The organism is Burkholderia seminalis (genome assembly GCF_001718535.1).
Taxonomy (GTDB): Bacteria; Pseudomonadota; Gammaproteobacteria; order Burkholderiales; family Burkholderiaceae; genus Burkholderia; species Burkholderia seminalis.
Genome location: NZ_CP013398.1, coordinates 3,290,197 through 3,301,552, shown reverse-complemented (window position 1 = coordinate 3,301,552; position 11,356 = coordinate 3,290,197). Strand labels below are relative to the sequence as shown.

At 68.5% G+C, this 11,356-nt stretch carries 12 protein-coding genes; 5 read left to right on the top strand and 7 right to left on the bottom strand.

Features of this window, described 5'->3' with window-relative positions:
- Positions 1-81 precede the first annotated feature (81 nt).
- The gene (locus WJ12_RS14915; protein ID WP_034189127.1) at positions 82-1,113 is read right to left on the bottom strand and encodes a bile acid:sodium symporter family protein; all 1,032 of its coding nucleotides are present in this window, start codon (positions 1,111-1,113) and stop codon (positions 82-84) included.
- 346 nt (positions 1,114-1,459) lie between these two features.
- Between WJ12_RS14915 and WJ12_RS14910 the strand changes: the two genes are divergently transcribed.
- From WJ12_RS14910 to WJ12_RS14900, 3 genes are all read left to right on the top strand, one after another.
- Positions 1,460-1,954: a hypothetical protein gene (locus WJ12_RS14910; protein WP_034189128.1), complete on the top strand. Its 495-nt coding sequence runs from the start codon at positions 1,460-1,462 to the stop codon at positions 1,952-1,954.
- Between the two features lie 345 nt (positions 1,955-2,299).
- Positions 2,300-3,376 (top strand): porin, encoded by a 1,077-nt coding sequence (locus WJ12_RS14905; protein WP_034189129.1) that lies wholly within the window; start codon positions 2,300-2,302, stop codon positions 3,374-3,376.
- Positions 3,377-3,560: 184 nt separating this feature from the next.
- Complete coding sequence (locus tag WJ12_RS14900; protein ID WP_059558877.1) at positions 3,561-4,523, top strand: LysR family transcriptional regulator; 963 nt, start codon at positions 3,561-3,563, stop codon at positions 4,521-4,523.
- A 118-nt stretch (positions 4,524-4,641) separates the two neighbouring features.
- Here WJ12_RS14900 and WJ12_RS14895 read toward each other — a convergent pair whose 3' ends face one another.
- Positions 4,642-5,601 (bottom strand): NAD(P)H-dependent flavin oxidoreductase, encoded by a 960-nt coding sequence (locus WJ12_RS14895; protein ID WP_059558873.1) that lies wholly within the window; start codon positions 5,599-5,601, stop codon positions 4,642-4,644.
- A gap of 290 nt (positions 5,602-5,891) precedes the next feature.
- Between WJ12_RS14895 and WJ12_RS14890 the strand changes: the two genes are divergently transcribed.
- Positions 5,892-6,788, top strand: coding sequence for an alpha/beta fold hydrolase (locus WJ12_RS14890; RefSeq protein ID WP_034189132.1), 897 nt, complete (start codon positions 5,892-5,894; stop codon positions 6,786-6,788).
- A 33-nt stretch (positions 6,789-6,821) separates the two neighbouring features.
- Here the strand turns inward: WJ12_RS14890 and WJ12_RS14885 are convergent, their stop codons facing one another.
- A complete protein-coding gene (locus WJ12_RS14885; protein ID WP_034189293.1) occupies positions 6,822-7,313 on the bottom strand; it encodes an Lrp/AsnC family transcriptional regulator in 492 nt (163 codons plus the stop codon).
- A gap of 112 nt (positions 7,314-7,425) precedes the next feature.
- On the opposite strand from WJ12_RS14885, the gene WJ12_RS14880 reads away from it, so the two are divergent.
- Positions 7,426-8,328 (top strand): DMT family transporter, encoded by a 903-nt coding sequence (locus WJ12_RS14880; RefSeq protein ID WP_059558901.1) that lies wholly within the window; start codon positions 7,426-7,428, stop codon positions 8,326-8,328.
- A gap of 243 nt (positions 8,329-8,571) precedes the next feature.
- Here WJ12_RS14880 and WJ12_RS14875 read toward each other — a convergent pair whose 3' ends face one another.
- Genes WJ12_RS14875 through WJ12_RS14860 form a run of 4 tightly spaced genes read right to left on the bottom strand, consistent with a single transcriptional unit; the run spans position 8,572 to position 11,213 of the window.
- On the bottom strand, positions 8,572-8,778 hold the full coding sequence (locus tag WJ12_RS14875; protein ID WP_034189134.1) for a DUF1289 domain-containing protein: 207 nt from the start codon (positions 8,776-8,778) through the stop codon (positions 8,572-8,574).
- Entirely contained in the window at positions 8,775-9,281 is a 507-nt protein-coding gene (locus WJ12_RS14870; RefSeq protein WP_034189135.1) for a YbaK/EbsC family protein, read from the bottom strand. Before WJ12_RS14870 ends, WJ12_RS14875 begins: the two co-directional genes overlap by 4 nt.
- Positions 9,282-9,307: 26 nt before the next feature.
- Positions 9,308-10,240, bottom strand: a complete 933-nt coding sequence (locus tag WJ12_RS14865) for a hydroxymethylglutaryl-CoA lyase (RefSeq protein ID WP_034189136.1) — start codon at positions 10,238-10,240, stop codon at positions 9,308-9,310.
- Positions 10,241-10,271: 31 nt separating this feature from the next.
- Positions 10,272-11,213, bottom strand: a complete 942-nt coding sequence (locus WJ12_RS14860) for a 2-hydroxyacid dehydrogenase (protein WP_059558870.1) — start codon at positions 11,211-11,213, stop codon at positions 10,272-10,274.
- Positions 11,214-11,356: the final 143 nt, after the last annotated feature.

The following is an 11,356-nucleotide window of genomic DNA, read 5'->3' as shown; positions in this document are numbered from 1 at the left end:
CGCACGCCTGTCGGTGCACGCCCGGAAGGCCGGCAGGAGAAGGGGCGGCGGCCTTCCGGCGGCCGTCCTGCCTTCCCCGCGTCAGCGCTTGCCCGCGCTCAGCGCGCCGGACGCGGACGTCGCGTCGCCCTCGTCGTGCTCGCCGCTCATGTCGCGCGCCCCCCAGCGCTGCGCGAGCGCCGCGCACGCCATCAGCTGGATCTGGTGGAACAGCATCAGCGGCAGCACGACCGCGCCGACCGCGTTCGCCGAGAAGATCACCTTCGCCATCGGCACGCCGGCCGCGAGGCTCTTCTTCGATCCGCAGAAGATGATCGTGATCTGGTCGGCGCGGTTGAAGCCGAGCCGCTTGCTGACGAACGCGGTCAGCAGCAGCGCGATCGCGAGCAGCACGAGGTTGACGACGAGCAGGCCGCCGAGCGCGCGCGGCGGGATCTGGTGCCACAGGCCCTCGTTGACGGCCTCGCTGAACGCGACGTAGACGACCAGCAGGATCGAGCCCTGGTCGACGAAGCGCAGCACGCCGCGGTTGCGGTCGATCCAGCCGCCGATCACGGGGCGCAGCAACTGACCGGCGATGAACGGCACGAGCAGCTGCATCACGATGCTGCCGACGGTGCTCCACGGCGACGCGGCGCCGGCCGACTGCGACGTGATCATCAGCCCGACGAGCGCCGGCGTGACGAAGATCCCGAGCAGGCTCGACGCGGATGCCGCGCACACGGCGGCCGGCACGTTGCCCTTCGCGATCGACGTGAACGCGATCGACGACTGGACCGTCGACGGCAGCGTGCACAGGAACAGCACGCCCGCATACAGCGTCGGCGTGACGAGCGGCTGCAGCACGGGTTTCAGCGCGAGGCCGAGCAGCGGGAACAGCGCGAACGTGCTGAGCAGCACGACCGCGTGCAGCCGCCAGTGGGTCGCGCCCGCGACGACGGCTTCGCGCGACAGCTTTGCGCCGTGCAGGAAGAACAGCAGGCCGACGGCGATGTTGGTCGCCCAGTTGAACGCGTGGGCGGCCGGGCCGCGGCAGGGCAGCAGGCTCGCGAGCACGACGGTGCCGACGAGCGCGAGCGTGAAGTTGTCGGGAAGAAAACGGGGACGGGCCATCGGGAACTCGATTCGGAAACGACGGAGGCGCGCGTCGCGCGCGCGGATGGCGTCATTGTCCCGGTTGACGATTCACTACACAAATTCATTGTGGGAATCGATTGATGAACTGATTGCATGTAACGGCGGCTGTCGCAGCGGCCCGTCGACACGCGGGATGGCAGAAGAATGTTCTGTCGCGATCGCGCCCTGAAGTGAAAAAACCTAGCAGTAACATGGTGTTACACCGGTGCCCGCGACATAACACTTTTTGGCTCGACACAGTTTCGGGCCGCTCATAAATTACTGCTGAAAGCCTTGGGTCGGCCGAAAGGAGCCGGCGGCGGGCGTGGACGGGCACTGAACGATGACGGAACGGGTGAAACGGAAGATCGGACGATGGGTGGCAGGCGTGCTCGGCACGTTGCTGATGCCGCTCGCGCTCGCGCAACCGCCCCACGGCGGTCATGGGTTCGGCGGCCACGGCTTCGGTGGCGGCGACATGCGCGCGTACGGTCAGCCGAATGGCGGCGGGCCCGGCGGCGTGCCGGTCTGGCGCCGCGTTCCGCCGCCCGGCGGGATGCGCCCCGGCGGCGTGAGCGGCTCCGGCTCCCGCTGGGGGCTGCGGCCGACGCCGTCGTACGGCCACTACGCCGCGCAAAGCCCGTATCGCCCGATCAGCGCCGAGGCGCGCCAGATGCCGCGCCCGCCGGGCGGCGGCAACGTGCCGCTGCGTGCCGGGTCGATCCGCGCCGACGTTGCGCGCTACAACGAGGAGCGCGGCGGCCGTCCGATGCCGCCGCCCCGCTCGCAGGAAGAACCTTCGCACTCGCCGTTTTTCTCCCCGTTCTACCGAAACTGAGCGCCCCGGCATTCGCCCCCCCGCCGGCTGATGCGAATTCGCCACAGTCGCGCGCAGATTTCCGCTGATTTTCCCCTCGCATTGCGCTATCTTTCGCGCCCGGCACGCGTATGCCATGCCGCCGCTGCGCCGCGCGACCGCGTTCGCGCCGGGCCGCCGCCGTGCATCCGGCCATGTATCGATCCCGCGAAGTTAATGCCGCCGCTATACCCGCAATAAGTGTGCGCAATTTTGACCGGACGAATGATCCGTAAAGATGGCTGCGCCCCATACGACGCAAGCACTCGGCTCCAAAAAACAACGCTCGCGCCACTTATCGACTATTCGACAAAACCTGGAGATCCCATGAAAGGATTCGCTCGCCGTGCCTCGCGCACGTCCGTCAAGCTGATCGCCGCAGCCGCCTGCGTGGCGGCCGCCGCACCCGTCCACGCGCAATCGAGCGTCTCGCTCTACGGCCAGGTCGACGAATGGGTCGGCGCGACCAAGTTCCCGGGCAGCGATCGCGCATGGAACGTGTCGGGCGGCGGGATGTCGACGTCGTACTGGGGCCTGCACGGCGCCGAGGATCTGGGCAGCGGCTACAAGGCGATCTTCACGCTGGAAAGCTTCTTCCGTGCGCAGAACGGCCAGTACGGCCGCTTCCAGGGCGACACGTTCTTCGCGCGCAACGCGTACGTCGGCATCAGCTCGCCGTACGGCACGGTGACGGCCGGCCGCCTGACGACGCACCTGTTCCTGTCGACGATCCTGTTCAACCCGTTCTACGACTCGTACACCTTCTCGCCGATGGTGTATCACGTGTTCCTCGGCCTCGGCACGTTCCCGACCTATCCGAGCGACCAGGGCGCGGTCGGCGATTCGGGCTGGAACAACGCGCTGTCGTACACGTCGCCTTCGTTCGGCGGCCTGAACTTCGGCGCGATGTACGCGCTCGGCAACCAGGCCGGCGACAACCGTTCGAAGAAGTGGAGCGCGCAGTTCAACTACGCGAACGGCCCGTTCGCGGCGACCGCGATGTATCAGTACGTGAACTTCAACAACGGCCCGCAGGATCTGAGCGCGCTCGTCGCCGGCATGAAGAGTCAGGGGATCGCGCTGGTCGGCGCGACCTACGACCTGAAGCTCGTGAAGCTGTTCGGCCAGTACATGTATACGAAGAACGACCAGGTCGCGGGAAGCTGGCACGTGAACACCGCGCAGGGCGGCGTGTCGGTGCCGCTCGGCGTGGGCAACGCGATGGCGTCGTACGCGTACTCGCGCGACGCGGGCGGCCTCGACCAGACGCGCCAGACCTGGGCCGTCGGCTACGACTATCCGCTGTCCAAGCGCACGGACGTCTACGCGGCCTACATGAACGACCACATCAGCGGCCTGTCGACCGGCAACACGTTCGGTGCCGGTATCCGCGCGAAGTTCTGACGCGCACGCGCGAACGGTGCGCGGGCCGCGCGTGTAAATCGCGCGTTCCGGCTGCATGTTTTCCCGCCAGAAACGGCGCCGCCACACGCGGCGCCGTTTTGCCTTTCTTGACCTTTCTGTTTCCTCGCCTTTGTTACCCTATCTCGTAATTGGACCATTCCCCCCGTCATTACGAGCTAGTTCGATGGATACCCTCGTCAGCATGAATGTGTTTCGCTACGTCGTCGAAGTGGGCAGCTTCGTCGGCGCGGCCGAGCGCATGCAGATGTCGGCTGCGATGGCGAGCAAGCACGTGATGCATCTCGAGCAGCAGCTCGGCGCGCGCCTGCTGCATCGCACGACACGACGCGTCGCGCCTACCGAGGCGGGACGCGAATACTACGAGCGCCTCGTGCAGGCGCTGTCCGAACTCGACGAAGCCGGGCAGGCCGTCGGCGCCGCGAGCGTGGTGCCGCAGGGCAGGCTGCGCGTGACGTCGCTGTCCGCGTTCGGGCTGCGGCACGTGATGCAGGCCGTCACCGATTACGCGGGCCGCTTCCCGGACGTGACCGTCGACATGACGCTGTCCGATCGCGTGGTCGACCTGATCGAGGAAGGCTACGACGTCGCGGTGCGCGCGGCGCCGAACGGCCTGAAATCGTCGTCGCTGGTCGCGCGGCAGATCGCGACCGCGCACATCCTGCTGGTCGCGTCGCCCGAGTATCTCGAGAAGCACGGCACGCCGCAGACGATCGCCGATCTCGCGCACCACAACTACCTGCGGCGCGATTCGAATTCGACGATGCTCGATTCGCTGGTGATCGACGCGGCCGCCGCGTCGCGCGTGAACCTGAACGGCAACCTGATCGTGAATCATCTCGAAGGGCTGCGCGCAGCCGTGCTCGCCGGCGCGGGCATCGCGCTGCTCGGCACCGAGGTGGTCGGCGACGACATCGAGTCGGGCCGGCTCGTGCCGGTGCTGCTCGATTCGGTGCCGCCGCACGAAGCGCCGATCTATGCGGTGTACGCGAGCCGTCGTCACGTGTCCGCGAAGGTGCGCTCGTTCGTCGATTTCCTCGCGGCGCGTTTCGAAGGGCAGTCGCTGTGCCCGTCGATCGAATCGCGCCTGCGCGTGCTGCCGATCACGCGGATGAAGCGGGTGGTCTGAGCCGCGGATTCCGCCGCGGCGGGGCAACAAAAAAAAGCGCGGACCGCAGCGGTTCGCGCTTTTTTGTTGGTGCCGACGGTTGGCGTGTCGATCGCGGCGGCGGGGGCCGCCGCATGCGTCAGCGCGGGATGCCGAGCCGCGTCTTCGCGTCGTCGTACTCGCGTTTCAGCCGCTCGACGAGCGCCCCCACGCTCGGCAGGTCGTCCATCAGGCCGACGCCCTGGCCGGCGCCCCAGATGTCCTTCCACGCCTTCGTCTTGTCGCTGCCGAAATTCATCTTGGTCTTGTCGGATTCCGGCAGCGCCTCGGGATCGAGGCCGGCTTTCTCGATGCTCTCGCGGATGTAGTTGCCGTGCACGCCGGTGAAGAGGTTCGTGTAGATGATGTCCGACGATTTCGCGTTGACGATCGCGCGCTTGTAGTCCTCGACCGCGTGCGCTTCCTGCGTCGCGATGAAGCGCGTGCCCATGTACGCGAGGTCGGCGCCCATCGCCTGCGCGGCGAGGATCGAGCCGCCGTTCGCGATCGAGCCGGACAGCACGATCGGGCCGTCGAAGATCTTGCGGACTTCGCCGACCAGCGCGAACGGCGACGTCGTGCCCGCGTGGCCGCCGGCGCCGGCCGCGACGAGGATCAGCCCGTCGACGCCGGCTTCGAGCGCCTTCTGCGCGTGGCGCAGGTTGATCACGTCGTGCAGCACGATGCCGCCGTAGCTGTGCACCGCGTCGACGATCTCGCGCGCCGGCGCGCGCAGGCTCGTGATGAAGATCGGCACCTTGTGCTCGACGCACACGCGCACGTCGTGCTCGAGCCGCGCGTTCGACTGGTGGACGATCTGGTTGACCGCGATCGGGCCGATCACCGCGTCGGGGTGTTTCGCCTTGTGGTCGGCCAGCTCCGACTGGATCTGCGTGAGCCACGCGTCGAGCTGCTCGGCCGGACGCGCGTTGAGCGCGGGGAACGAACCGACGATGCCCGCCTTGCATTGCGCGAGCACGAGTTCGGGGTAGCTGACGATGAACATCGGCGACGCGATGACGGGCAGCGTCAGGTTCTGCAGGACAGCGGGCAATGCCATGTGATGTCTCCAGTCTCCAGGGGCCGTCGGCGCCCGCGCGGTCGCGTGGCGCCGACACCCATGCTTGGCGTGCGAACGGTGATTCGAGTGTAGCCGCGAACCGCGGTGCGCTCGATGGCGTTCATATTAATACGAACGGTCGTGCGATTCTACGCGAGCTTAACAAAATGCGCGGTGGGGCGGCAATCGAGGGAGTGTTCTCTTTCTACGGTTTCGGGTGGTTACCCCGCTGTGTAGACGCACCGGCGCTCCTAAAATAGCCGCCATAACAAACCAACGAGAAACAAACCATGTCGTTTGAGGCGTTTGCACCGTTTCGCGTGACGGTGCAGGACACCGACATCTTCGGTGTCAAAGGAGGCGCGGGTCCGCCGCTTCTGTTGCTGCACGGGCATCCGCAAACCCACATGATCTGGCATCGCGTCGCCGCGACGCTTGCGAATCATTTCACGGTGATCGCCACCGACCTGCGCGGCTACGGCGCGTCGGGCCGGCCGCCGAGCGACGCGCGGCACATGCCGTATTCGAAACGGGCGATGGCGGCCGACCAGGTCGCGGTGATGCGGCATTTCGGCTTCGAGCAGTTCCACGTGTGCGCGCACGATCGCGGCGCGCGGGTCGCGCACCGCCTCGCGCTCGATCACGCGGACGCCGTCGAGCGGATGATGCTGCTCGACATCGCGCCGACGCTCGCGATGTACGAGAAAACCGACCGCGCATTCGCGACCGCGTATTTCCACTGGTTCTTCCTGATCCAGCCGGCGCCGCTGCCCGAGACGCTGATCGGCGCCCATACCGATGCCTACATCGAGCGCGTGATGGGCAACCGCTCGGCCGGGCTCGCGCCGTTCGCGCCCGCGGCGCTCGACGCCTATCGCGCGGCGCTCGCGCAGCCGGGCGCCGTGCATGCGATGTGCGAGGACTATCGCGCGTCGGCGACGATCGACCTCGAGCACGACCGCGCCGATCTCGAGCGCGGCAACAAGGTCGCGTGCCCGCTGCGCGTACTGTGGGGCGAGCACGGGATCGTCGGCCGCTGCTTCGATCCGCTCGACGAATGGCGACGCGTCGCGCGCGACGTCAGCGGCCGTGCGCTCGACTGCGGCCACTACATTCCGGAAGAGGCGCCCGTCGCGCTGATCGACGAACTGCTCGCGTTCTTCGAAGCGCGCGACCCGGCTGCGTAGCGGTGCGTGCGGGCAGCGCGCGCGGCCCGCTGCTCAGCGCTGCGCGTGGTCGTCGTCGGCCAGCGGCGGCAGGCGTCGCGGCACCGGTGTCGATTTCACGATCGCGGTGCTCGTCTCCGCGCGCTCGGTCACCTTCGACAGGATGTCGTCGAGGTGCGCGATCGTGCGCAGGTAGAGCCGGCAGATGAAGCAGTCTTCGCCGGTGACCTTGTCGCATTCGACGAATTCGGGAATGCGCCGCAACAACTCCTCGACCAGGTGCAACTGGCCCGGCAGCGGCTTCACGCGGACGATCGCCTGCAACGTGTAGCCGAGCGCGCGCGGGTCGAGCTCGACGGTGAACGCGGCGATCACGCCCTGCGCCTCGAGCCGGCGCACGCGGTCGGCGGTGGCGGGCGCCGACAGCCCGATCTGCCGGGCGAGTTCGCTGGTCGCGATGCGCGCATCGTCGGCGAGCGCCGCGAGGATCGCGCGGTCGGTCGCGTCGAGCGACGCGACGGCGGGAGGAGAAAGGCGTTTCGGCATGATTGCTTTGCTTTCGAAGGTCAATCGGCTGATTCGCTTCAGTTTAGCCGTGGTTTCGGCGAAAGCAAGTTTCTAGAATCGAAGTCATCCAGTCTCTTCAACGGAGTTCATGATGGCCTCGAATGAAATTCGCCGCGGCGGCGCCGAGATGGTCGTCGCGATGCTGATGTCCGGCACGATCGGGTGGCTCGTGATGTCGTCGCAGCAGCCGCTGACGAATGTCGTGTTCTTCCGCTGCCTGTTCGGCGCCGCGACGCTCGCGATCGTCTGCGCGGCGTTCGGCTTCCTGCGCCGCTCGCTGTTCTCGCCGCGCATGCTCGCGCTCGCGACGCTCGGCAGCGTCGCGATCGTCGCGAACTGGCTGCTGCTGTTCGCCGCGTATTCGCGGGCGTCGATCTCGATGGCCACCGCCGTCTACAACACCCAGCCGTTCATGCTCGTCGCGCTCGGCGCGATCGTGTTCCGCGAACGGATCACCGCGTCGACGGTCGCGTGGCTCGCGCTCGCCTTCGCCGGGCTCGTGTTCGTGGTGCGCGTCGAGCCGTCCGTGCTCGCGGTGCCCGGCGAGTATCTCGAGGGCGTGGCGCTGTCGCTCGGCGCGGCGTTCCTGTACGCGATCTCGTCGATCGTCACGAAGCACCTGAAGGGGACGCCGCCGCACCTGCTCGCGTTGCTGCAGGCCGGCATCGGCATCGTGCTGCTCGCGCCGTTCGCGCACTTCGGCACGCTGCCCGCGACGGCCGGGCAGTGGCTCGACCTGATCGTGCTCGGCGTCGTCAACACGGGCCTGATGTACGTGCTGCTGTACGGCGCGATCCAGAAGCTGCCGACCGCGATGACCGGCGCGCTGTCGTTCGTCTACCCGGTCGTCGCGATCGTCGTCGATCACTTCGCGTTCGGGCAGACGCTCGCGTGGTCGCAGGTGCTTGGCGCGCTGCTGATCCTGCTCGCGGCGGCCGGCGTGAACCTCGGCTGGCGCATCGTGCCCGCGCGTCGCGCGGCGATCGGCAACTGAAACGATCGTACGATTCGGCATGGCCGAACGATGCCGTCGCCGCCCGCCGGGCGCCCGTTTCGGGAACGACGATTGCGCGCGAAAGCGGCCCGCGCGCACGCGTGGAAAACGCTGTAAGAAGTTGTAGGGAAACACCCGATGCAATGCGGCCGCGTCGCTCGTATGATGCGGGCTGTGACGTTGATCACGTTCACAGGATTCCGATCTCGACGCCGTTCGCCCGCGAGGCTGAACGGCTTTTTTTTATGTCTCGCTTCCGGCGAGCAGGCGCCGCCGCGCGTCGAGCCGCGCGAGCAGCGCACGCCTCGCGTCGTCGTCCGACGTGCGCCATCCCTTGATCTCGCCGCGCGTGCGCAGGCAGCCCGCGCACCAGTCGGTGCGCGGATCGATCCGGCAGACGTCGGTGCACGGCGACGCGACCGTGCCGACCGGCAGCGGCACGTCGCTCATGCCGGGTCCCGCAACGCGACGTCCGCGACCGGCGCGCCGGTCAGCGACACGAGTTCGTGCGGCGACAGGTTGAACACCGCGTGCGGATGGCCGGCGGCCGCCCACAGGCTGTCGAGCGCGAGCAGGTCGGCGTCGATCAGCGTGACGGGTTCGACGAGATGGCCGATCGGGCAGACGCCGCCGATCGCGTAGCCGGTGTTGTCGCGCACGAATTTCGCGTCCGCGCGGCCGACCGCGCCGACTTGCGCGGCAACCTTCTTCTCGTCGACGCGATTGACGCCGCTCGCGACCACCAGCACGGGCGCGCCGTCCGACTGCCGGCGAAACAGGATCGACTTCGCGATCTGCGCGACCGAGCAGCCGAGCCCGGCCGCGGCCTCGGCCGACGTCTTGCCGGTTTCGGCGAGCATCACGATGCCTTTCGCGTGGCCGCGCTCGCGCAGCAACAGCGCGACGCGTCGCGCGGAATCGGGGAGGGAATCGAATGAAGCAGGTGTCGTCATGTTGAGGAATCCATGGAGTGCCGTGGTCACACGCAGGCCGCGTCGTCGGCCGCGCTTTGTGCCTTGGCGAGCAATGCGCGACCGGCGCGCGACACGTTCGCGCGGCCGATCGCGTTCGAGATGAAGTCGCCGGCGGCGACGACCTGCGCGAGATCGATGCCGGTGTCGATGCCGAGGCCCTGCAGCAGGTACAGCACGTCCTCGGTCGCGACGTTGCCGGTCGCGCCCTTCGCGTACGGGCAGCCGCCGAGACCCGCGACCGAGGCGTGGAAGATCTCGATCCCTTCGAACAGCGCCGCGTAGATGTTCGCGAGCGCCTGGCCGTAGGTGTCGTGGAAGTGGCCCGACAGGCGCTCGCGCGGAAACACGCGCGTGACGGCCGCGAGCACCTCGCGCGTGCGCTTCGGCGTGCCGACGCCGATCGTGTCGGCGATGTCGATCTCGTCGCAGCCGAGCGCCGCGAAGCGCTCGACGACGTCGACGACCGACGCGACCGGCACCTCGCCCTGGTACGGGCAGCCGAGCGTGCACGACACGCTGCCGCGCAGCCGCAGGCCCGCATCCTTCGCGGCCTTCGCGACGGGCTCGAAGCGCGCGATGCTCTCGGCGATGCTGCAGTTGATGTTCCGCTGCGAGAATGCCTCGCTCGCCGCGCCGAAGATCACGACCTCGTCCGCGCGTGCGGCGAGCGCATTCTCGAAACCCTTCAGGTTCGGCGTGAGCACCGAGTACACGGTGCCCGCGCGGCGTTCGATACCGGCCATCACGTCGGCACCGTCGGCCATTTGGGGCACCCATTTCGGCGACACGAACGACGCGGCCTCGATGTTGCGGAAGCCGGCGCGCGACAGCCGGTCGACGAGCGCGATCTTCACGTCGGTCGGCACGAAGGTCTTCTCGTTCTGCAGCCCGTCGCGCGGGCCGACTTCGACGATCTTGACGGCGGTGGGGAACGTCATGGTTGTCTCCTGGTTTCTCTCGAGGCGGAATTCAGTAGCCGCGCGCGTAGTCGACGACGCCGCTGACGCGTTCGCCGCGCTCGAACGCGCGGATCTTGCCGGCGATCTGCTCGACGGCCTCCGCGCGCAGCGTCTCGGCCGAGCTGTGCGGCGTGATCGTGATGCGCGGCGTATGCCAGAACGGATGGTCTTCCGGCAGCGGTTCGTGCTGGAACACGTCGAGCGTGGCCGCGGCGATCCGGCCGCTCGCGAGCGCGTCGAGCAGGTCGGCCTCGACGAGATGCGCGCCGCGCGCGACGTTGACGACGTACGCGCCGGGCGCGAGCCGCGCGAACGCGCGCGACGACAGGATGCCGTCGGTGTCGGGCGTGCTCGGCAGCAGGTTGACGAGCACCTTCGCGCCGTCGATGCAGGCGTCGAATGCGCCGTCGCCGGCGAAGGTCGTCATGCCGTCGAGCTGCTTCGCGCTGCGGCTGTAGCCGCGCACGGGCAGGCCGAGCGCGGCGAGGGCGCGCGCGACCTGCGTGCCGAGCACGCCGAGGCCGAGCACGGCGACGGTGAAGCTCGCGCGCGGATGCGGGTCGAGCGGCTGCCAGCGGCGCTCGCGCTGCAGCGCGTCGTATTCGTCGAAGCGGCGCAGGTAGCGCAGCACCGCGTGCGTCACGTACTCGACCATCTGCCGTGCCATGCCCGAATCTTCCAGCCGCACCAGCGGCACGTGCGCGGGCAGCGTGCCCGGATGTGCGCGCTCGAGCGCGAGCAGCGCGTCGACGCCCGCGCCGAGATTGAAGATCGCGCGCAGGCCGTCGCGCGGCGCGAAGAATTCGCGCGGCGCGCGCCACACGAGCGCATAGTCGGCGGCGGCCGTGTCGCCCGGCTGCCACGCGCGCAGCTCGGCTTCCGGCAGCGCGTGGGCGATCTCGTCGCGCCATGCGCCGGCTTCCTGGTGCGGGGAGTAGAACAGAATCTTCATTGCGCGACGGCGTGCGCGCCGGCGGGGCGCGTCACGGGCAAGGCGAGCGGAGCCGGGCGCGGCGCGCCGGCGGGCGTAGCGAACATCGGGCGTCTCCTGGCGAGCGGGCCCGGCGCATCGGCGTCCGGCCCGGCTCGGTGTGA

What these genes read in the sequence shown, in the direction of transcription:
- WJ12_RS14905 (WP_034189129.1), top strand. Translation starts at nt 2,300, where the DNA reads ATGAAAGGATTCGCTCGCCGTGCCTCGCGCACGTCCGTCAAGCTGATC.
- WJ12_RS14880 (WP_059558901.1), top strand. Translation starts at nt 7,426, where the DNA reads ATGGCCTCGAATGAAATTCGCCGCGGCGGCGCCGAGATGGTCGTCGCG.
- WJ12_RS14915 (WP_034189127.1), bottom strand. Translation starts at nt 1,113, where the DNA reads ATGGCCCGTCCCCGTTTTCTTCCCGACAACTTCACGCTCGCGCTCGTC.
- WJ12_RS14900 (WP_059558877.1), top strand. Translation starts at nt 3,561, where the DNA reads ATGGATACCCTCGTCAGCATGAATGTGTTTCGCTACGTCGTCGAAGTG.
- WJ12_RS14890 (WP_034189132.1), top strand. Translation starts at nt 5,892, where the DNA reads ATGTCGTTTGAGGCGTTTGCACCGTTTCGCGTGACGGTGCAGGACACC.
- WJ12_RS14865 (WP_034189136.1), bottom strand. Translation starts at nt 10,240, where the DNA reads ATGACGTTCCCCACCGCCGTCAAGATCGTCGAAGTCGGCCCGCGCGAC.
- WJ12_RS14910 (WP_034189128.1), top strand. Translation starts at nt 1,460, where the DNA reads ATGACGGAACGGGTGAAACGGAAGATCGGACGATGGGTGGCAGGCGTG.
- WJ12_RS14875 (WP_034189134.1), bottom strand. Translation starts at nt 8,778, where the DNA reads ATGAGCGACGTGCCGCTGCCGGTCGGCACGGTCGCGTCGCCGTGCACC.
- WJ12_RS14895 (WP_059558873.1), bottom strand. Translation starts at nt 5,601, where the DNA reads ATGGCATTGCCCGCTGTCCTGCAGAACCTGACGCTGCCCGTCATCGCG.
- WJ12_RS14860 (WP_059558870.1), bottom strand. Translation starts at nt 11,213, where the DNA reads ATGAAGATTCTGTTCTACTCCCCGCACCAGGAAGCCGGCGCATGGCGC.
- WJ12_RS14870 (WP_034189135.1), bottom strand. Translation starts at nt 9,281, where the DNA reads ATGACGACACCTGCTTCATTCGATTCCCTCCCCGATTCCGCGCGACGC.
- WJ12_RS14885 (WP_034189293.1), bottom strand. Translation starts at nt 7,313, where the DNA reads ATGCCGAAACGCCTTTCTCCTCCCGCCGTCGCGTCGCTCGACGCGACC.